Origin of the sequence: Nocardia sp. NPDC060255, assembly GCF_042727395.1 — a bacterium.
Classification (GTDB): Bacteria; Actinomycetota; Actinomycetes; order Mycobacteriales; family Mycobacteriaceae; genus Nocardia.
Genome location: NZ_JBHXAU010000002.1, coordinates 339264 through 359684 on the forward strand (window position 1 = coordinate 339264; position 20421 = coordinate 359684).

Consider the following 20421-nt stretch of genomic DNA (forward strand, 5'->3'; position numbering starts at 1 on the left):
ACTCCTACGATGAGAAGAGACACGGTTCAGTAGACGAGGGGGCAACCGAGATGAACGACCTGACACACGTGATCGACCAATCCAAGCCGAGCATCGCCCGGGTGTACGACTACCTGCTCGGCGGCAAGGACAACTTCGCCGTCGACCGGACGATCGGCGATCACTTCAAGGAGAACCTGCCCGGCTCGGTGGCGATCGCCACCACCAACCGGCAGGCGCTGATCCGCGCCGTCCGCGACCTCGCCCGCGACGGCATACGGCAGTTCATCGACCTCGGCAGCGGCCTGCCCACCGCCGACAACGTGCACCAGGTCGCGCGCCGCTACGCCGCCGACGCCAAGGTGGTCTACATCGACAACGATCCCATCGTGCTCGCGCACGGTCGAGCGCTACTGGCCACCGACAGCAATACCACCGTCTTCCAGGCGGATCTGCGCGACCCGCGCACGATTCGGGAGCACCGCGAGGTCGCCGAGCTGATCGACTTCGACCAGCCCGTCGCCGTCATCTTCAGCGCCGTCCTGCACCACCTCAACGACGACGAGGAACCGGCCGCGGTGGTGCGCTACTGGTCCGAGCAGCTCTCGGCCGGAAGCATGGTGTACATCTCGCATTTCCGCTCGGGCGAGAACCGCGAGACCATCAACGCCGAGGAGAAGCTCCAGGCGACCTTCGGGCGCGGCCGCTGGCGCACCGACAAGGAGATCGAGGCGCTGTTCGGCGACCTGGACATCCGCGCACCCGGCATCGTGCCCTGCGCGAGCTGGCGGCCGGACCTGACGGTGGCGGACGAGACGACACCCGGCCACGCACTGACCGTCTGGGAGCAGCTCATCGTCACCGGATTGGCGCGCAAGGCCTAGACACGCGCAAGGCCTGGACATACGAAAGGGGCGCCGCGCGATTGCGGCACCCCTGGCTCGAAAACCGTTACTAATCAGCAGGTTCCAGGATCACCGGGAGCTTGCCGTGACCGTTCGAGATGAAGCTGACCACGGTCCCCAACTCCGCCGGATCCGCCGCCAACCGCATGTTCGGGAAGCGCGCGAAGATGGCGGGCAGTGCCAGCGCCGCCTCCAGCCGGGCCAGCGGCGCACCGAGGCAGTGGTGCACGCCGTGGCCGAAGGCCAAGTGGTCCTTGCTGACTCGGGTCACGTCGAAATCGTCGGCGGTGTCGCCGTGCACCTTCGGGTCGCGGTTGGCCGCGGCGTAGGCGGGCAGAATCGGCTCGCCCTTGGCGATCCGCACGCCCTCGATCTCGATGTCGTCGACCGCGAACCGCAGCGGCAGGTGCGCGACCGGCGCCTCGAAGCGCAGCGCCTCCTCGATCAGGTCCGACCAGCCGACCTTGCCCTCGAGCACCGTCGCCCGCTGCTCCGGCCGGGTGATCAGCGCGTAGATCGCCTGATCGAGCAGGTTGACCGTGGTCTCGTGGCCGGCACTGATGACGAGCAGCAGCGTGTCGATGAGTTCCTGCTCGGTGAGCTTGGAGCCGTCGTCCTCGCTGCGGTGCGAGATCAGCAAGCTGGTCATGTCGTCACCGGGGTGTTCGCGCCGGTAGGCCACCAACTCCGCGAGAATGCGGTACATCTCCATGTAGTTGGCCTGCGACTCTTCGGGACTGAGGGCGGTGTCGAAGATGCCGTCGACGCACTTGCGCAGGCCGGGATTCAACGACTCCGGTACGCCCATCAGTTCGGAGATGACCTCGATCGGCACCGGATACGCGAAACCCTCACGCAGATCGACCACTTCACCCTTGGGCAGCGCCGCGAGCTCTGAGATGAGCCGCTCGACGATCCGGTCGATTCGTGGCCGCATCGCCTCGGTGCGACGATGCGTGAACGCCGGAGCGACGAGCTTGCGTAGTCGCCGATGGTCGGCGCCGTACGCGGTGAACATGTTGTTCACCGCGACCCAGAGGAACAGCGGCCAGTCCTGCGGCACTTCACCTTTGGCGAACGCGGGCCAATGCTGCTTGGCATCCTTGGACACCTTCGGATCTACGAGCAGCCGCTTCAGCAGATCGGCGTCGGTGATCGACCAGGCCCGCACGCCGCCGGGCAGCTCCACCAGGGTGGCCGGTCCACGCTCCCGCAGGCGCGCGGATTCGCCTTGAATGTCGGTGCCCGTCGGGTCTAGGACTAGTGGCTCAGCGTCCATCGGGGGTCTCCTTAAAACACGTTCAACGGTGGTGACTTCGGGAACACTACCGGGAGGGAGACCAGCGCTCGGTGGAAAGGACCAGGCCGCCAAGACAATTCGCTAGCGGCGACGGCAAGATCCAACTCTGGCAACGCATCCAGCAGCTGGTCGATGGCGTCCTGCACGATCAGGTAGGCCATCGACCTGGCGGGGCAGGCGTGCGGCCCGACGCTCCATGCCAGATGCGACCGATTGTCCACGTACTCACCGACACTGATGGTCGGGTCGTTGTTGCAGCCGGACATGCTGATCACGACCGGCTGGTGCGCGGGCAACCAAACCCCATCGATCAGTATCGGTTGCCTCGGGTAGGAGACGCAATAGTTCGCCATCGGCGGGTCGGTGAACAGCACCTCGTCGAGCGCGTCTCGGGTCGAAAGACTACCGCCCAGAACGTTTCCGGCGAACCGGTCGTCGGTGAGCATCAGCAGCAGCGTGTTGACGATCAGGTTCTGCTGCGGCTCGATGCCCGCGCCGTACAGCGTGACGAGCTGGTGGATCATCTCCACATCGTCGAGCTTGGCGGGATGGGCGAGCAGCCGCGAGGTGATGTCGTCGCCGGGCTCTTTGCGCTTGGAGTTCACCAGATCGAACAGCGCGTCGGTGAGCATCGCGTTGCCCTTGTCGGCGTTCACGCCCTCGAAGATCGCGGCCATGCCGGTGGCGACCTGCTGGCCGATCTCCGGCGAGCAGCCGAGGGTCGAATTGAGTACCGCGAAGGTGAGCGGAAAGGCGTACTGGCTGATCAGGTCCGCGGCGCCGTCCTGGCAGAACGCGTTGATCAGCGGGATGGCGATCCGCTCGACGGTGGCGTGCAGGCTGTGCAGGTCGACCTCGGCGATGGCGGCCACGTTGGCCTGCCGGTACTTGCTGTGATCGAGTCCCGCGCTGCGCAGCGCGTTCGGCCGCCACTCCAGCATCGGCAGGATCGGGCACTCGCCGGGCACACCCTTCTGCCAGATGCGTGGGTCGGCGGGGAAATGCTCGGGGTCGTTGAGGATGCGCAGCGCGGTGTGGTACCCGATCACCAGCGTGGCGGGCACGTCCGGCGACAGGTTCACCGGCACCAATGAGCCGTATTGGCGGCGCATCTCGCGGTAGGCGAGGTGTGGGTCGGCGGCGTATTCCTCCGAGTACAGCGACACCCGTGGGCCGTCGGTGTCGATCGGTGATCCGTGCTGGACCGGGCAGGAACGCGGGGGCGTGGTCAAAGTCGTGACTCCTGACGATGGAACAGGAATTCAACAAGCGTGATCAGGGATCGCAAGCACGTGCCCCGGTCACGCGCGTCTAAGGAGGTAAGCGGGGTATCGGGCGTTAAATCCAGGGCGTCGCGGACCTCGCCCAGCGGAAAGTTCTTGAAGCCTTCGAATTGGTTGACGGCCACCGAATACGGCACACCGCGCTCCTCCAGCACCGAGAGCACCTCGTCCGACTTCTCGATGCGCCGGGTGTCGACCAGCACCAGCGCGCCGAGCGCGCCGCGAGCCAGTTCCTCCCACAGCGGGACGAACCGCTGCTGGCCCGGCGTACCGAACAGGTACAGCGCGAGTTGCGGGTTCAGCGTGATGCGGCCGAAGTCCATCGCCACGGTCGTCTGGGATTTGCCGGGCAGGCCGGCCATGTCGTCGACGCCGACGCTGGCCTCGGTGATCGTCTCCTCGGTGCGCAGCGGCTTGATCTCCGACACGCTGCTCACGAAGGTGGTCTTGCCCACCCCGAAATTGCCTGCCACCAAAAGCTTTACGGAACGAGTAACGGTCTCCGGCACATAGTCGACTGGACGATCAGACGGCGAGAGCACGGAGCCCATTAAGTACCTCCTCGAGCAGAGCGATCTCCGGCAGGTTTTCGGCCGGGGTAGGCGTAACCAGGTGTCCGTTGTCCATCAGATCGGCCGCGATGATCTTGACAACGGAGGGTGGCAGATCGAGGTACGCGGCGATCTCGGCGATCGACAGCGTGCCCCGGCGGCTACAGAGCTGGATGACCCGGCGTGCGTCGGGCGCGGCACCCGGTGACGGATCCTTTGCGGCACGGACCAAGGTGACCAGGTCCAACTCGCGAGTGGGACGGGTGCGTCCCCCGGTGCGCACATACGCCCGAACCAAATCGGGATCACGCCGGGCCCGTGGTGTCATGGCAATTCGCCACCATCAACGCGCCTGCGCGGCTGGCTGCCCAGCTCGTGCCCGACCCGGCCGGCGAGTTCGTTCATCCGATGCGCGATGAGCGCGACGTCGATCTCGGGGGTGGTCGCGACGCCGAGCAGCGCGCCGTCACCCGCGGCGGTGATCAGGATCATGCCCTGGTCGTACTCGGTCATGTTCTGCCGCACACCGTTGTCGGCGTCGCCGCAGAACTCGCCGAGCGCCTTGCCGAGCGAGCGCAGGCCCGACGCGGCGGCGGAGAAACGCTCCGCCTGGTCGCGTTCGATCCCCGCGGAATGCGCGATCCGTAAGCCGTCCTCGGACAGCAGGACCGAGAACCGGACGCCCGGCACGCTGAGATCTTCGAGTAGCCAGCCCAGCTTGTTGCTGCTGTCGGTCACGGGAGTGGCCATCAGGATGTCATCCCTTCCGTGTCATCGGAGTTATCGGACTGATCGGTGGCGGCCGCGCGGCCGCTCTGCGAACCGGTGTGCCAGGCCGCGGCGACGTCGGGCCGGGCCAGGCCGGGCTCGGTGCGCGGCCCGACCGGGGCCAGCGCGACGGTCCGGCGGCGTCGCTTGGGTAAGCCGCCGCTGGTGATCTCGTGCACGGCGAACGGCTCACTCTCACTAGGCTCTTCGATCTCCGGTGCCCGATGCGAGGCGGTGGCGGCGGCCGCCGCGGGAACGGGCTCGGCCGGGATCTCGACCTCGCGCGCGGGCACGAACTCCTGCTGCTCGGGCTGCGGGGTCAGCAGCAGCGCCTCGGGGATGTACACCATCGCGCGCATGCCGCCGTAGACGTTCGGGCCGTCGATGTAGACGGTGAAGCCGTAGCGACGGGCCAGCGCGGCGATGCCGGGGAAGCCGACCTTGGGTGAGGGGCCGAGCTGGTGGATGTCGACCGAGCGCTCGTGCGCGAGCACCTGCCTGGCCTCCTCCATCTGCTCGGCATTCATCCGCACGCCCGCGTCATCGATGATCACGGTGACGCCGTGGTGGCCCTCCTGGAAGCTGACATCCACGAAAGACGTTGGCGGAGAATAGCGCAACGCGTTGTCGAGCAGGGTCGCCAAGGTGTGCACCAGCGGCTCGACGGCGCGGCTGATGACCACCCGGTCCAGCTGGCCGGGGCGCACCCGCAGGTAGTCGCGGACGCGGCCGGTCGCACCACCGATGACGTCGGTGAGCGACTGGGCGGGCCAGCGCCGGCCGGGCAGGCCGCCGCAGACGATCACGTAGGACTGCGCCTGCCGGATCATCTGCTGCACGGTGTGGTCGATGCGGGTGAGGGTTTCGTACACCTCGTCGTTGCGGTGCTCACGCAGCGCGGAGCTGACCACCTGGCTGACGTCGGCGCCGAGACTGACCACGGACGTGCCGAACGAACGCACCGCCGCGCTGGTCGCCTGCCTGGACGCGGTGGACACCTCGGTGCGCACCTTGTCCTCGGCGGTTTTCATCGCCTGCTGAGCCTCGTGGTTGGTCTGGTCCCTGGTCTCGGACCGCAGCAGGCTCAGGTCGTCGGCGTAGCGCTCGGCGATCCACCGCAATACCTGCGCGGTGCGCGAATTCTCCAGGCCCGGCGGCACTTCGACCGTGGGGGCCTGACTGTCGAAGCGTCTGATCGCCTCGGCTACCGAAGGCATCGTGGTAGTCGCGAAGCGCTCGACGGCTTCCTCCGCGGCTCGTTGCTCTCTGCTGAGTGCTTCGGCCCTGGCTCGCTGCTGTCGCGCGTATTGCACTGCGTACAACGCGACCGCTGCCACTACCACGAGAGCAGCGGCGAGGATCCATGAAAGCACCACGGCGATATCTTGATTCATCAGTTCTTTCGTCGTCGATTGGCGCCGAGGAATCGACTCTCCGTCATGTGCTTCGTCTCGCCTTCCTCGCGACGCCGACCAGCACACCCTGGTCGGATCTGGTCCACGTCGGAGGACCGGCCACCTGCCGAACAACAGATTGTGTCCGAACAGTTACCAGAACCCGACGTCCCGACATTAGCAGCTATGCAACCAGTTCTCTTCAGATCCACTCACATGATTGCGTTTGCAGACAACAGATGCCGACCGCCGCGACATGCGCAATAATGCTGCGCCACTGATGATCACGATCGCTTGCCACGCGGTGACCAGCGGTCTTTCCGGTGCTGCGATAGAGGACACATCATCCGATCTATCGGCGGTGCCGCGTATCCCGCGCATGCTGTCAACCGCGCCTATCCGAAGCAGGTGGGGGAACAGGGTATTCGGCCGCAGTCGCGACCAGAAGTTTGCTGGAACGTCCAGTTTGTTCTTGAACGGTGTCGCGGGGTCCGACAGCGAGACTGTCCTGGCGCAGATTGCCCGGATGTCGCTGGACCGTACCTGGTCGGACGGGTCGAGGCCGATCATGAAGCCGAACTGAAGAGGCGGGCCTTCTCATTTCGGCACCAACTACGAGGGACCGCGGGTACCGGATACTATGCCGCCATGGCAAAGCTGAAGGTCTCCGTCGATGTGCCGATCTCGCCCGAAGACGCGTGGTCGCACACGTCCAATCTGGCCGATCTCGACAAATGGCTGACGATGCACGAGGCGTGGCGCAGCGAGGTGCCCGAGCAGCTGACCGTCGGCACCCAGTTGGTCGGCGTCGCCTCGGTAAAGGGTTTGCGGAACCGGGTTACGTGGACGGTGAAGGCCGCCGAGGCGCCGCGCAGGCTGTTGCTGACCGGCGCGGGCAAGGGTGGCACCAAGCTCGGGCTCGAATTGCTGGTGGCGCCGAAGGGCACCGGCTCGGAGGTGACCGTCGACATCGAGCTCGGTGGCAGGCCGCTGTTCGGTCCGATCGGCGCCGGGGTGGCGCGGGCGGTGAAGGGCGACATCGAGCGTTCACTGGCCAAGTTCGTCGAGCTGTACGCCTGAATCAGGCTGTGCGGCAAGCGCTACCGTGCCGCGGTGATGCGGCGGCCGAGCCCGGCCTTCAGATGGTCGATGACGGCGCGGGTCCGGCGCGGTAGCGGGGCGGCCGCAGCGTAGACCGCGGCGATGTCGGCGCTGGGGGTCTGGATGTCGGGCAGTACCTGGACGAGCGAGCAGTCGCGCAGCAGCGGCTCCACATGCCAGAGCGATCGCATCACCAGACCCCTTCCGGCCACACACCATTGGGTGATCACGTCGCCGTCGTTGCTGATCAGGTTGCCCGACACTCGGATCGAGATCTCCTTGTCGCCGCTGTCGAACCGCCACAGCGCGTAGTCGGACTCGTTCTCGCGCAGGATGATGCAGCTGTGCTGTTCGAGTTCCTTGAGATTCGCGGGAGTTCCGTTGCGCCGCAGGTACTCCGGTGCCGCACACAGCACCCGGCGGTTGGCCCACAGCCGGGTCGCGGTCAGACGCGAATCCTGCAGGGCGCCAACCCTGATGTCGATGTCGAAACCGGTGCCCGCGATATTCAGTGGCAGCGACGACAGTTCCAGATCCACCTGCACCCGCGGGTTTCGCTCGACGAAATCGGCGACCAGCGGTGCGATGTGGGCCCGGCCGAGGCCGATGGTCGACCGGACATGGACTCGGCCGCGCAGCTCGTGGCGCTGCTCGGCGATCGAATCCTCCAACTCCGCCAGCTCCGCGGCGATGACGGAAGCGCCTGCCGCGTAACGCTCCCCCTCCGGGGTCAGCGTCAGCCTGCGGGTGCTGCGTTGCACGAGTAACACGCCGAGCCTGGCCTCCATCTGCGCGAGCCGCTTGCTCACCGAGGACACCGAGACGCCGAATTCCCGCGCTGCTTCGGTCAGGCTGCGCGAACGCGCGACGATGTCGAAAAACGTGACGTCGTCGGTAGATGCGCCGGGCACGGCGACCTCCTCGTCTTTTCCATTCAGGAAAGAGTCTCTTTCTCGTTCCGTGCTTTTGCCGCGGAATATCCGAGCCTACCGTTGTGATCGGTCCCACAACAACGGATTCCGGGGCCGCTATCGAAGAGATCGGAGAACGCGACGATGGGTTCAACGCACCGTATTGCCGTCATTCCAGGAGACGGCATCGGCAAAGAAGTCGTGCCGCAGGGAGTTCGCGTGCTGGCGGCCGCGGCGGCGGCATTCGACTTCACCCTCGATGTCACCGAGTTCGACTTCGCGAGCGTGGAATATTACACCGCGACCGGGCAGATGCTGCCGGACCGGTGGTTCGACGAGCTGGCCGGGTTCGACGCGATCTACTTCGGCGCGGTCGGCTGGCCCGAGGTGGTGCCGGACCATATTTCGCTGTGGGGCAGCCTGCTGCAGTTCCGGCGGCACTTCGACCAGTACGTCAGCCTACGACCGGTCCGGCTGCTGCGCGGCATCACCAGCCCGCTCGCCGGTCGGCAGCCCGGCGAGGTCGACTTCTATGTGGTCAGGGAGAACACCGAGGGCGAGTATTCGAGTATCGGCGGCAAGATTTTCGAGGGCACCGAGCGGGAGACGGTCATCCAGGAGACGGTGATGACCAGGACCGGCGTCGACCGAATCCTGAAGTACGCCTTCGAACTCGCGCAGCGCCGGCCGCGACGGCGGCTCACCTCGGCGACCAAGAGCAACGGTATTTCCATTACGATGCCCTATTGGGACGAACGGGTCGCGGCGATGGCGAAGGACTATCCCGAGATCGAGGTGGACAAGTATCACATCGATATTCTGACAGCCAATTTCGTGTTGCATCCGGACTGGTTCGACGTGGTCGTCGCGAGTAATCTGTTCGGCGATATTCTTTCCGACCTCGGCCCCGCCTGCACCGGAACCATCGGCATCGCACCGAGTGGAAACATCAACCCGGAGCGGCTGTTTCCGAGCCTTTTCGAGCCGGTGCACGGGTCCGCCCCCGACATCGCCGGAAAAGGGATCGCCAATCCGATCGGTCAGATCTGGAGCGGGGCGATGATGCTGGAACATCTCGGCGAGCAGGCCGCCGCCGATGCGGTGCTGGCGGCGATCGAAACGGTACTGTCCCAGGGGAAAACGGCGCTGACGCCGGACATGGGAGGGGCCGAGACGACGGAATCCGTTGGCGGACAGGTGCGCGCGCGGCTCGAGTCCGCTACATCGATGGCCCGGTCATGAGCGTGCAGGCCAAGACCGCGCGGTCGTTCACGCTACCGACGCTCGACGGTATTCCGCTGATAGTGCCGGTCATCCTCACAGCGGGGGTGCTCGCGGCGGGCGTTTTCGACTCGATACCGAAGAACATGATCGGCGGGCTCGCCGTGATCGTCGGGCTCGGAATGCTGCTCGGGCCGTTGGGAAATCGGCTGCCGGTCGTCTCGAAGATCGGTGGTGGTGCGCTGATCTGCCTGATGGTGCCGTCGGTGCTGGTGTATTTCGGGGTGTTCAATGCGAACACATTGGCGGCGGTAAACGCCCTGATGAAGGAGGCGAACTTCCTCTACTTCGTCATCAGCACACTGGTGGTCGGCAGCATCCTCGGGATGAGCCGGAAGGTGATGGTCGGCGGGCTGATCCGCATCTTTCCGCCGCTGGTGCTCGGGACGGTCGTCGCGGTGTCGGTGGGGATCGGTGTCGCGATGGCGTTCGGGTACGGGTTTCACCGTGCGTTGTTCTACATCGTGGTGCCGATCATCGGCGGCGGCATCGGCGAGGGCGTCATTCCGTTGTCCTCGGCGTATGCGTCGGCTTTGGGCGGGGACTCGGGAAGTTATGTGGCGGAACTGATTCCGGCGGCGATCATCGGGAACATAGCGGCGGTCATACTCGCGGGGCTCCTGCGGCGGCTGGGTGATCGCCGGCCGCAACTCGACGGTGCGGGCCAGTTGGTGAAAGTGGCGACGCCGGACATCACTGCGGCCGCACCGCCGCCGGACACCGTCACGCCCAGTCGAAACCACGCGCTGGGCGTTCTGATCATCTGCGGACTGTTCGTACTGGCCACGCTGCTGGAACGGATCGTGCACCTGCCCGCTCCGGTGCTCGTGATCATCATGTCGGTGGTCTGCAAGCTGTTCGGTGTCTTTCCCGCCGACGTCGAGGACAGTGTGCGCGGAATCTACACGGTCATCTCCCGATACTTCATCTATCCGACGATGATCGGGCTCGGCATGCTGTATCTGCCGCTGAAGAACATCATGGGCGTGATCTCGGTGGGTTATGTGGCCGCCTGCATCGCGGTCGTTATCGCGATGGCCGCCACCGGATTCTGGGTGGGGCGGGCCATCGGGATGTATCCGGTCGACGCGGCGCTGGTGACGGTATGCCACAGCGGGCTCGGCGGAACCGGTGACGTGGCAATCCTTTCGGCGTCGAATCGGATGAATCTGATGCCGTTCGCGCAGATCTCGACCCGGATCGGCGGAGTGACCACGGTCATTTCGGCAGCGGCGTTGATCAGGGTGCTCGAAGGATGAGGGTCTTGGTCGCGCCCGACAAGTTCAAGGGAAGCCTGACCGCGGCCGAGGTCGCGGGACGGCTGGCCCAGGGGCTGGCCGGAACTGGAGTCGAGAGCAAGCAACTGCCGCTTGCCGATGGTGGTGACGGCAGTGTCGATGCCGCCGTCGCCGCCGGGTTCACGAGTCAGTCGTACACCGTCGCGGGTGCGATGGGGACGCCGTGGCGCGGGTGGATCGCGGTGCGCGGCAACACCGTGATTGCCGAGGTCGCGAATACCTGCGGCTTGGCAACCCTGCCCGGCGGCCGGAAGCAGCCGCTCGACGCGTCGAGTCTCGGTCTGGGACAGGCTGTTCGGCAAGCATTGCTGTTGTCGCCAGGCCGAATGGTGCTGGCCCTCGGTGGTAGCGCGAGTACCGATGGGGGCATGGGGCTGCTGACTGCCTTCGGGTTTCGGTTCACTGATCACACAGGGCGGGTTTTGCCGCCGAGCGGTCGGGCGCTGCTCGATATCGCCTCGATCGATGCCGCTGCGGCCGTGCGCCTGCCGCCGGTCGATCTCGTTATTGCCTCCGATGTCACCAATCCGCTGACCGGGCCCGACGGGGCTGCTGTCGTGTACGGACCGCAGAAGGGCGCCGATCCCACGGACGTGCGCCTGCTCGATCGCGGGCTCCGGCACCTGGTGGAGATGTTGTACCGCAACGGTTTTCCTGAGGCAAAGCGCCTCGCCAGGATGCCCGGCGCAGGCAGCGCGGGTGGGCTCGGATTCGCCGCGATGCTGCTCGGCGCGCGCATGAGCTCCGGAGCCGAGTTTTTCCTCGACCTGCTCGACTTCGATCGGCACTGCGGGGCAGCGGATCTCGTCATCACCGGTGAGGGCAGCCTCGATGCGCAGACCGAGCAGGGCAAGCTGCCCGCTGCCGTCGCCCGGCGTGCCGAGCCCGTTCCCGTCATTGCCGTAACGGGGCGCAACGAGATCCCTCGAAGCCATTGGAGCCGAACAGGTTTTACCGAGGTCTACGCGCTTGCCGACTACACCGATCGGGACACCGCGGGCGATCCCACGCTGACCGCCGACTTGCTCGTGCGGATCGGCCGCCAGATCGGGCAGTCGCGATCTTTGGAATCGACCGGTGCTCAACTCGGCAATTCTGCTGTAACGAGCCGATATCCAAGGTCCAGGGCCGACTGATCGAGCAGATCTGCATAGCGGGTATGCCATGTGCCGGTCGCCAGATCCGCTCGCAACCGCGACAGTCCCTCTTGCAGTTGCGGTTTCGGAGTGAGCGCCAGCATCGACATGCCCGCTTGCACTGTTTCGTCGAGATACGCTTCGGGCCTGCGCCAATAGGCGCCGCCGAAGCCGTCCACGCAATCGTGTGGGACCGGGATCGGCTGGATCACTGGATCTTTCAGCAAGGCCGTGAGCGCGGAGAGTGAGACGGCGAGTCTCGCGTCCGTCTCCGCCGCCGCCGGTAGATAGTCGCGAACCAACCAGAACTGCCGGAACACCGCGTGATCCCAGGTGAGAATCGCGATGCGGCGGCGGGCAATTCGCACCATCTCGGCAATGCCACGCTCGAGATCGGTCCAGTGATGGACGGTCAGCACGGCGAGCGCGGCATCCACCGCGTCGGTGCGCACCGGCAGGTGTTCGGCGGTCGCGCGTACCGCGGGCGCCGCGCCTGCCGGCCGTTGCGCGACCATCACCTGGCTCGGCTCCACGGCGAGCACGGTTCGGGCCGGCTCGTACGAACCGGTACCCGCGCCGATGTTCACCACCGTACGCATTCCGCTCAGAGCAGTCGTGATCATGTCCGCGATGCGCGGATCAGGTTGCCGGGTCAGCGAATACGTCCGGCCGGTCGCATCGTAGACGGTCATCGCCACGCCCGGCCGCACCGAACGCGAATTCCGGCAACTCTCACAATGGTGATCGACATGATCGGACATTACCGCGAGCGGTTGCCTGCTTGTCGACCCCGATATCAGGGGCCGCGATACGGCTTGATGGTCCGGTGAGACCGCGGCCGGGACAAGCAGGCGTCGCATCAGCTTCGCAGCCATTTTGTGAAAACGCCCAGTTCATACCTGGTTTTTACTAGATTTTCGCGATCGTTGCCGTTACGGTCTAGGACATGAATTCGAGCAGTGAAGCGCCGCAGGAACGGGTCGCCGACCCGCTGCTCGCTGCTGCCACCGATCTGCTCAAAACACCGTTGATGCCGCTAGCCGACGACGAGTTGCTCGACGTGATGCGTGACATGGAGAAGGCCACCCGCATTCTGGCGGCGGTCGGACACCGGTTGCTCTGCGAGGCTTCCGAACGCGGACTGCCGTCCCGCACCGGCGCGGGCACGCTCAAGAAGTTGCTGATGCAGACACTGCGCCTGTCCCACGCTGAAGCGGCGAGCCGGGTCGCGGCCACCCGCGCACTCGGCGCGCGCCGCGACGTCACCGGAGCTATTCGCCCACCCGAACTGGCGAACACCGCTGCGGGGCAGGCAGCTGGAGAAATCTCAGCCGACCATGCACGGCGAGTAGCCGCGGTGATGAACCGGGTCCCCGGCGGCGTCAGCAACCCGGAATACGAAGCCGCAGAACAAGTTCTGGCGGATTTCGCGCGCACCGGCTCGCCCGACGACATCGGTAAGGTCGGCGAGGCGATTCTGGCGCACCTGGATCCTGACGGGAAACTGTCCGACGACACCGACCGCGCTCGCATGCGGGGAATTCGCATCGGGCGTCAACGGGCAGACGGGATGTCACCGATCAGCGGCGAGATCACGCCGACCTTGCGCGCGCTCCTGGATCCCGTCGTCGCAAAGCTGGGCCGGCCGGGCATGAACAATCCTGATGATCCCGCAAGCCCTTGTGGTGAGGGTGGATACGTCGACCCCGATGAGCTGGTCGCCGCGGCCGGCCGAGACGTGCGCAGCGCCGCCCAACGCACCCATGACGCGGTGCAGGCGCTGCTGGAGCACTGCGTTGCTCCAGAGAAGTTGGGTTCGCATCGAGGCCTGCCGGTCTCGACGATCTTGACCATGAGCGTCGCCGATGTCGAGAAGGCGGCCGGGGTCGCGACGACCGCCACCGGCGGGACCGTCCCGATGGCCGAAGCCTTGAAACTGGCTGAAGAAGCCCAACCATTCCTCATGGTGTTCGACCACGCCGGTCTGCCACTACATTTCGGGCGAGCCAAACGGCTCGCGACCGCCGCACAACGGTTGGCGTTGACCGCCGCCCTGCGCGGGTGCACGCGTCCGGGCTGCGACGCACCCGCCAGCATATGCGCCGTCCACCACGTCACAGACGCGTACAGCGGTGGACCCACTGACATCGACAACGAAACATTGGCCTGCGACCGCTGCCACGCCATGATCCACGACGGGCCCGGCGGTTGGAAGACGGTTGTCCTCGGCCCGGACTCGGAATATCCGGGTCGCACCGGTTGGATTGCGCCGCCACATATCGACCCCACCGGCACTCCGCAGGTCAACCATCGGCACCACCCTCGCGAACTTCTCCTCCACACCCTCGACGACGGACGCGGCGACGGGGTATCGGAGCGCATCCCTGAGTCGGCAACGCCCGATGAGCAGGCCGGTGCCCCTGAACAGCCGGCTGCCGCGAACGAACCGCGGATTTCGGGATGTCAGACTCCGACGAGTCTGCGTCGTTCCAACCGCAGTACCGAATCCCACCCTGCGACCAGACCCCCAGCGTCTCAGCCTGCTGAGGCCCAGAACAATGCATGCCCGCCAGCGCCCTCGGGCACGAACTCCTCGCGAGCGACGGTCAATCCGGCGTGGCGTAACCAGGACCGATAAGTGTCGGCATCGGCGTGACTCCACCACATGGCGGCGCCACCGCCGAGCCAGTCGTCGTCCGTGCCGGTCCACGCGGTGTGACCGGTCGTGCCGGCAAACCAGCCGCCGCGCCGCAGCCAGATAGCTATCTTGTTGAGGAGTGCGAACTGCTCGTTGAGGGGCATGTGGATCAACGCGTAGAAGCAGACAACAGCGTCGAACGATCCAGCAGGAAACGTCACAGCCGCCGCATCAGACTGGATGAACTCGGCTTCGGGCACCAGCCGCCGCGCCCTGTCGATCTGGCCTGCACTGATGTCGACGCCGACAACCCGCCGCCCCGCCCTCGTCAGTGTGCGAGCGACCGGAATTCCGGAGCCACAACCGAGATCGAGGACCACGCCGCCTACTGGGACGCGATCACAGAGCTCAGTCAGCCAAGCCGCGTACTTCGTCTCGGCGCCGTAAGCCTCGTCGTAACGAGACGACAGCACGTCATATCCCCGCCGAACGAGTTCTTTCGGGTCGTCATCGGCATCCACGCGAGCATCGTCGCACCGAACCGGTCGCGATTCACCTCTAATTCGCGAGCCATCGGGAGTTCAGCGCCCGCTCGGCTCCTGCGGTGAGTGAGCCGAGGACACGCAACCGTGCGATGCCGCCGTCCGGGTAGATGTCGACGCGGACGTGCGTAGCCGCGCGGTCGGCCAGGGCAAGCCGGAACCGGTGCGGAGTGTCGGGTTGCAGCGTTGTTTTCGGCAGCAACTCGAACCATGCGGCGTCGTCGGCGGGTGGAAGCGGTTCGGGGCCTTGGTGATCGATGGCGAGGATGCGAGTTTGACCAGGGGCGTTGAACAGCAGGTTGGTGGTGTCGAGTTCGATCAGGGCGGGGATGCCCTGGGCCGCGAGTTCGATGACAGCCCAGTCGTTTCCGCTGTCACGACGACGCGCGGTCTCCCAGCCTTCGGCCTGGTTGCGAGCCAGACCGGGCGAGAGCATGTTGTCGGGCGCCGAGTAGAACATGTTGGAGCAGGACACCGTTCGAGCGCCGTTCTCCAGGGCGGCGAGATCGACGGTGAGGCCGGTGAGCAAGGTCGGGTCAGGTACCACTTCGCCGTGCACGCGCAAGCGGGCGACACCGCCGTCCGGGTAGATGTTGAGGCGGACATGGGTGAAGATCCGGTCGTCGGAGACCGGCAGCTCGTGTTTCGTATCGCCGCCCAGCGCGCTGCGCGGCACGATCTCCACCCATTCGGCCGAATCCAATTGAGCCGGTGACGGATAGCCGGGTGCACGGCAGGCCTCGATCGAGGTGAACGGCGGGTAGTTGCCCTTGAACCAGGCGGTGTCGATGACGACGCCGCGGATCACGCCGGGCATGCCGAGGCGGATGATGGCCCAGTCGTGGCCGGGGCCGCGGTGGCGGCGGGTCTCCCAGCCGTCGTACTCCTGGCCCTTGGGGCCGAAGGTGTGCTCGGCGAAGCGGGGTTGCCAAGGGTTGATGAGGTTTTCGCGTTCCTCGAACGATTCGTCGCTGGCGGCGATCACACCGGCACGGTTGGTGCGCAGCGCCAGGTCGGGCAGGCTGGTGAAGTCAGACATTGTTCCCTATCCGGTTGTGGTGCAAGGAGATAAGGCTGCCCGCGGGCGGGCGGCCGTTTCCGACGACGCGGCCGCGTAGCCAGGTCGCGTGGACGAGGCCACGGAGTTCGCGCCCGCCGTACGGGGTGATCGGGTTCTTGTGCGCCAACGCGCCGGGATCGACGGTGATCGACGCCCACGGGTCGAAGGCGACCAGGTCGGCGTCGCAGCCGACCGCGATCCGGCCCTTGTGCGACAGACCGGCCAGCTCGGCGGGCGCGGCGGCCATCCACCGGACGACGTCGGTCAGCCGGAAGCCGCGTTCGGCTGCGGCGGTCCACACGGCGGGCAAGCCGATCTGCAACGACGAGATGCCGCCCCATGCGGTCGCGAAGTCGCCCTCTTTCAGGTCAGGTGTGCATGGCGAATGGTCGGAGACCACGCACGAGAGCACACTGTCGGCCAGGCCTTGCCACAGCGCGTCCTGGTTGCCCACGTCACGGATCGGCGGGCAGCACTTGAACGCGGTGGACGAAGCCTCGGCGGCCGAGAGGGTCAGATAATGCGGGCAGGTCTCTGCGGTGATCCGGACGCCGCGCGCCTGCGCCGCGGCGAGCGGTTCGAGGCAGGCGGCTGCCGAGACGTGCAGGATGTGCGCACGTACCCCGGTCAGCTCGGCCAGCGCGATAACCTCCTGCACCGCAGCCTTTTCCGCCGCGCCCGGGCGCGAATCCAGGAACGCGCGATACGACCCGTCGACCGGATCGTGCAGGCGCACCGGATCTTCGGCGTGCACGACGAGCAACCCGTCGAACGCGACGAGCTCACGCATCACCTGCTCGACCTCACCGAGCCCGAGCGGCGGGAATTCATCTACGCCGGACGGTGAAAGGAAGCATTTGAAGCCGACCACACCGGCCTCGTGCAGCGGCCGCAGTGACGACAGGTTGCCGGGAATCGCGCCGCCCCAGAAGGCGACATCCACGTGGCACTGCCCCTGCGCCACAGCCTGTTTCGTAGCCAGGTGGGGCACGGTGACCGTCGGCGGCAACGAGTTGAGCGGCATGTCGACGATCGTCGTCACCCCGCCCGCCGCGGCGGCCTTGGTTGCCGTGGCGAACCCCTCCCACTCGGTACGCCCCGGCTCGTTGACGTGCACATGCGAATCCACCAAGCCCGGCAGCACCACGAGGTCGGCCAGATCGGTGGTCGCCGCCGCGGGAAGCGCAGCGTCGTACTCCGCCAACGCCGCGATCCTCCCGTCCTGCACGGCAATTGAGGCCGCGCAGATGCCTTCCGGCAGCGCGACCCGCCGGGACCGGATTACCAGATCATGCATGAGCACTCGCTCCCAGCCAGGCGCCGGCGATCTCACCGGCGAGCCTTTCCAACAGGGGTCCTGCCTGCGCTATACAGACTTCGGGGTCGGGCTCGAGGTCGGTCAGCGCGTACGCCTGCTCGATGTGCGCGCGGCGCAGCTGCTCGTCGGTGAGCGATCGTTGCCCGGCCACCGCGATCACCGGAACGGTGACGCTCGCCGCGGCCTGCGCGACTCCGACCGGCGCCTTGCCGTGCAGGGTCTGCGAGTCGAGCGAGCCCTCACCGGTGATGACCAGTCGTGCGCCCTCGACCTGCTCGGCGAACGACATCAGTTCCAGGATGATCTCGATGCCCGGCCGCACGGTCGCACCGAGAAAGGCGAGCGCGGCGTAGCCGACCCCACCTGCGGCACCGGCGCCGGGCCGGTCCGCGACGTCGGCGCCGAGATCGCGCTCGACGATCGAGGCCAAACGCGCCAGGCCCCATTCCAATTCGTTGATGTCGCCGGGTCGCGCGCCCTTCTGCGGGCCGTAAACCTGTGCGGCGCCACGTGGTCCGAGCAACGGGTTGTCCACGTCGGAGGCCACGATCACCGGCACCTGCAGCATGTCGCTGGCATCGATGCGGGCCAACCGGGTCAGCGCGGCCCCGCCGCGCGGCAGCTCGAGACCGTGCTCGTCGAGGAACCGGACGCCGAGCGCGGACATCATGCCCACTCCCCCGTCCGTGCACGCGCTGCCGCCCAGACCGAGCACCACGCTGCGGGCACCGCGTTTCGCGGCCGCCCGGATCAGCTCGCCGGTGCCGTAACTGGTTGCCGTCATGGCGGTTTGGAAAGTCGGCCGCACCGGCAGCCGACGCAGGCCGGACGCTTCCGCCAGCTCGATCACCGCCGCCTCGCCCCTCATCGCGAACGAGGCGGCCACCGGTAACCCCAGCGGACCGGCGGCGCTCGTCTGGAAGCGGACGAAGCCCGACTCCACGACGGCGTCGACCGTGCCGTCGCCCCCGTCGGCCACCGGCATGGTGACGACGGGGATGTCCGGGCGGACCCGGCGGAGTCCAGTGACGATGTGCGCGGCGACCTGAGGCGCGGTCAGCGACCCCTTGAACTTGTCGGGGGCGACGACGCAATGGCCATCACGCCACCCACCGCGCACATCTCTCGAGAGCGGAGCGTCCGGCCCGCTCACCTGCCGCCTCCGACCGGTTCCGGTGCCGGCTCGATGGCGACGGTGGCGGTGGGCGCGTCCGCGGCGGACAGCGCCAGCTCCTCGAATTCGACGATATTGTCGATCTCCAAGCCCATGGACACGTTGGTGACGCGTTCGAGGATGCACTCGACGACCACCGGCACTCGGTGCTCGGCCATCAGCATCTTGGCGTCTTCCAGGGCCTGGCCGATGTGTTCGGGTTCGAAGACGCGGATCGCCTTGCAGCCCAGCCCTTCCGCGACCTTGACGTGGTCCACACCGTAGCCGCCGACCTCGGGGCTGTTGATGTTGTCGAAGTCGAGCTGGACGTAGTAGTCCATCGAGAAGTTCCGCTGCGCCTGACGGATCAGGCCCAGGTAGGAGTTGTTCACGAGGACATGGATGTAGGGGATGTTGAACTGCGCGCCGACAGCCAATTCTTCGATGAGGAACTGGAAGTCGTAGTCGCCGGACAGGGCGACGACGGTGGCGTCGGGAGCGGCGGTTGCGACACCGAGTGCAGCGGGCAAGGTCCAGCCGAGCGGTCCGGCCTGGCCCGCGTTGATCCAGTGGCGCGGCTTGTAGACGTGCAGCAGTTGCGACGCCTGGATCTGAGACAGGCCGATCGTGCTGACGTAGCGGATGTCGGGTCCGAACGCCTTGTTCATTTCCTCATAGACACGCTGAGGTTTGATTGGCACGTTGTCGAAATGAGTCTTGCGCTGGCCCAGCTGCTTTCGGGCACGCACCTGACCAGCCCAATCCGAACGATCACGCAGCTCACCCCTCGCCGCAAGCTCACGGGCGACCTCGATGAACACCTTCAACGCGGCACCGGCATCGGAGGTGATACCGAAATCAGGGGCGAAGACACGTCCGATCTGCGTCGGCTCGATATCGACGTGCACGAAAGTGCGGTCCTTGGTGTAGGTCTCGACACCACCGGTATGGCGGTTCGCCCAACGGTTACCGATCCCCAGGACGAAATCGGCTTCGAGCATCGTCGCGTTGCCGTAGCGGTGCGAGGTCTGCAAGCCGACCATGCCCGCGTGCAGCGAGTGATCGTCAGGGATCGTGCCCCAGCCCATCAGCGTCGGCACCACCGGAACACCGGTCAGTTCGGCGAATTCGACGAGCAGCTCGGCTGCGTCAGCATTCACGATGCCGCCACCGGCGACCAGCAGCGGACGCTCGGCCGCGTTCAGCATCGCGATGGCCTTCTCGGCCTGCGCCCGGGTCGCGGCCGGGCGATGCACCTGCAGCGGCTCGTAAGTGTCGATGTCGAACTCGATCTCGGCGAGCTGCACATCGATCGGCAGATCGATCAACACCGGACCCGGCCGACCTTCCCGCATCAGCCGGAACGCCTTCTGAAAGGTGCCGGGCACCTGTGCAGGCTCGAGCACCGTGACTGCCCACTTAGCTACCGGTGCCGCGATCGAGGCGATATCGACAGCTTGGAAGTCTTCCTTGTGCAGCTTGGCCACCGGCGCCTGGCCGGTGATGCACAGGATCGGAATGGAATCCGCACTCGCCGAATACAACCCGGTGATCATGTCGGTACCCGCAGGACCGGAGGTTCCGATGCAGACGCCGATGTTGCCCGCGGTGGCACGGGTGTAGCCCTCAGCCATGTGCGAGGCAGCCTCCACATGGCGGGCCAGCACATGCTTGATCCCACCGTGCGCGCGCATCGCACTGTAGAACGGGTTGATCGCCGCGCCCGGCAAACCGAACGCCTGTGTCGCGCCTTCTTTTTCGAGAATCAGGACCGCCGCGTCAACGGTACGCATCCGTGCCATG

At 66.3% G+C, this 20421-nt stretch carries 20 protein-coding genes; 6 read left to right on the plus strand and 14 right to left on the minus strand.

All coding sequences use genetic code 11. The features are described 5' to 3' along the window. The first annotated feature begins 50 nt into the window (after positions 1-50). Entirely contained in the window at positions 51-863 is an 813-nt protein-coding gene (locus ACFWF1_RS07365; RefSeq protein ID WP_379286252.1) for an SAM-dependent methyltransferase, read from the plus strand. A gap of 70 nt (positions 864-933) precedes the next feature. Here the strand turns inward: ACFWF1_RS07365 and ACFWF1_RS07370 are convergent, their stop codons facing one another. The 7 genes from ACFWF1_RS07370 to ACFWF1_RS07400 form a co-directional block, all read right to left on the minus strand. Then, positions 934-2163 carry a cytochrome P450 gene (locus tag ACFWF1_RS07370; protein ID WP_379286254.1) on the minus strand — a complete coding sequence of 410 codons (1230 nt, stop codon included), beginning with the start codon at positions 2161-2163 and terminating at the stop codon, positions 934-936. 11 nt (positions 2164-2174) lie between these two features. Further along, a complete protein-coding gene (locus ACFWF1_RS07375) occupies positions 2175-3416 on the minus strand; it encodes a cytochrome P450 (RefSeq protein ID WP_379286256.1) in 1242 nt (413 codons plus the stop codon). Then, positions 3413-4018 carry an ATP/GTP-binding protein gene (locus tag ACFWF1_RS07380; protein WP_357384033.1) on the minus strand — a complete coding sequence of 202 codons (606 nt, stop codon included), beginning with the start codon at positions 4016-4018 and terminating at the stop codon, positions 3413-3415. The genes ACFWF1_RS07375 and ACFWF1_RS07380 overlap by 4 nt, the downstream gene beginning before the upstream one ends. Further along, complete coding sequence (locus tag ACFWF1_RS07385) at positions 3993-4346, minus strand: DUF742 domain-containing protein (protein WP_379286260.1); 354 nt, start codon at positions 4344-4346, stop codon at positions 3993-3995. Before ACFWF1_RS07385 ends, ACFWF1_RS07380 begins: the two co-directional genes overlap by 26 nt. Beyond that, a complete protein-coding gene (locus ACFWF1_RS07390) occupies positions 4343-4768 on the minus strand; it encodes a roadblock/LC7 domain-containing protein (RefSeq protein ID WP_379286262.1) in 426 nt (141 codons plus the stop codon). The genes ACFWF1_RS07385 and ACFWF1_RS07390 overlap by 4 nt, the downstream gene beginning before the upstream one ends. Beyond that, positions 4768-6180 (minus strand): sensor histidine kinase, encoded by a 1413-nt coding sequence (locus tag ACFWF1_RS07395; RefSeq protein WP_379286263.1) that lies wholly within the window; start codon positions 6178-6180, stop codon positions 4768-4770. Before ACFWF1_RS07395 ends, ACFWF1_RS07390 begins: the two co-directional genes overlap by 1 nt. Before the next feature lie 177 nt (positions 6181-6357). After that, complete coding sequence (locus tag ACFWF1_RS07400; protein WP_379286264.1) at positions 6358-6750, minus strand: hypothetical protein; 393 nt, start codon at positions 6748-6750, stop codon at positions 6358-6360. Between the two features lie 78 nt (positions 6751-6828). Between ACFWF1_RS07400 and ACFWF1_RS07405 the strand changes: the two genes are divergently transcribed. Continuing rightward, positions 6829-7260 carry an SRPBCC family protein gene (locus tag ACFWF1_RS07405; RefSeq protein ID WP_379286266.1) on the plus strand — a complete coding sequence of 144 codons (432 nt, stop codon included), beginning with the start codon at positions 6829-6831 and terminating at the stop codon, positions 7258-7260. A gap of 20 nt (positions 7261-7280) precedes the next feature. Here ACFWF1_RS07405 and ACFWF1_RS07410 read toward each other — a convergent pair whose 3' ends face one another. Then, complete coding sequence (locus ACFWF1_RS07410; RefSeq protein ID WP_379286267.1) at positions 7281-8192, minus strand: LysR family transcriptional regulator; 912 nt, start codon at positions 8190-8192, stop codon at positions 7281-7283. Between the two features lie 144 nt (positions 8193-8336). On the opposite strand from ACFWF1_RS07410, the gene ACFWF1_RS07415 reads away from it, so the two are divergent. Genes ACFWF1_RS07415 through ACFWF1_RS07425 form a run of 3 tightly spaced genes read left to right on the plus strand, consistent with a single transcriptional unit; the run spans position 8337 to position 11907 of the window. Beyond that, complete coding sequence (locus ACFWF1_RS07415) at positions 8337-9434, plus strand: tartrate dehydrogenase (protein WP_379286269.1); 1098 nt, start codon at positions 8337-8339, stop codon at positions 9432-9434. Beyond that, on the plus strand, positions 9431-10732 hold the full coding sequence (locus tag ACFWF1_RS07420; RefSeq protein WP_379286271.1) for a 2-hydroxycarboxylate transporter family protein: 1302 nt from the start codon (positions 9431-9433) through the stop codon (positions 10730-10732). The genes ACFWF1_RS07415 and ACFWF1_RS07420 overlap by 4 nt, the downstream gene beginning before the upstream one ends. Beyond that, complete coding sequence (locus tag ACFWF1_RS07425; RefSeq protein ID WP_379286273.1) at positions 10729-11907, plus strand: glycerate kinase; 1179 nt, start codon at positions 10729-10731, stop codon at positions 11905-11907. Before ACFWF1_RS07420 ends, ACFWF1_RS07425 begins: the two co-directional genes overlap by 4 nt. Here ACFWF1_RS07425 and ACFWF1_RS07430 read toward each other — a convergent pair. Next, the gene (locus ACFWF1_RS07430; RefSeq protein ID WP_379286275.1) at positions 11853-12599 is read right to left on the minus strand and encodes a class I SAM-dependent methyltransferase; all 747 of its coding nucleotides are present in this window, start codon (positions 12597-12599) and stop codon (positions 11853-11855) included. The two genes, ACFWF1_RS07425 and ACFWF1_RS07430, sit on opposite strands and share 55 nt — an antisense overlap. A gap of 254 nt (positions 12600-12853) precedes the next feature. Here ACFWF1_RS07430 and ACFWF1_RS07435 point away from each other — a divergent pair, with 254 nt between their 5' ends. Further along, positions 12854-14545: a DUF222 domain-containing protein gene (locus tag ACFWF1_RS07435; protein WP_379286276.1), complete on the plus strand. Its 1692-nt coding sequence runs from the start codon at positions 12854-12856 to the stop codon at positions 14543-14545. Here the strand turns inward: ACFWF1_RS07435 and ACFWF1_RS07440 are convergent. Genes ACFWF1_RS07440 through gcl form a run of 5 tightly spaced genes read right to left on the minus strand, consistent with a single transcriptional unit; the run spans position 14443 to position 20420 of the window. Then, positions 14443-15066 (minus strand): class I SAM-dependent methyltransferase, encoded by a 624-nt coding sequence (locus ACFWF1_RS07440; RefSeq protein WP_379286278.1) that lies wholly within the window; start codon positions 15064-15066, stop codon positions 14443-14445. The genes ACFWF1_RS07435 and ACFWF1_RS07440 overlap by 103 nt on opposite strands. 37 nt (positions 15067-15103) lie before the next feature. Continuing rightward, positions 15104-16126 carry an allantoicase gene (gene alc / locus ACFWF1_RS07445; RefSeq protein WP_379286279.1) on the minus strand — a complete coding sequence of 341 codons (1023 nt, stop codon included), beginning with the start codon at positions 16124-16126 and terminating at the stop codon, positions 15104-15106. Continuing rightward, the gene (gene allB / locus ACFWF1_RS07450) at positions 16119-17444 is read right to left on the minus strand and encodes an allantoinase AllB (RefSeq protein WP_379322158.1); all 1326 of its coding nucleotides are present in this window, start codon (positions 17442-17444) and stop codon (positions 16119-16121) included. Before allB ends, alc begins: the two co-directional genes overlap by 8 nt. After that, the gene (locus ACFWF1_RS07455) at positions 17437-18618 is read right to left on the minus strand and encodes a glycerate kinase (RefSeq protein WP_379290861.1); all 1182 of its coding nucleotides are present in this window, start codon (positions 18616-18618) and stop codon (positions 17437-17439) included. Before ACFWF1_RS07455 ends, allB begins: the two co-directional genes overlap by 8 nt. Beyond that, the gene (gene gcl, locus ACFWF1_RS07460) at positions 18615-20420 is read right to left on the minus strand and encodes a glyoxylate carboligase (protein ID WP_379290860.1); all 1806 of its coding nucleotides are present in this window, start codon (positions 20418-20420) and stop codon (positions 18615-18617) included. The genes ACFWF1_RS07455 and gcl overlap by 4 nt, the downstream gene beginning before the upstream one ends. Position 20421: the final 1 nt, after the last annotated feature.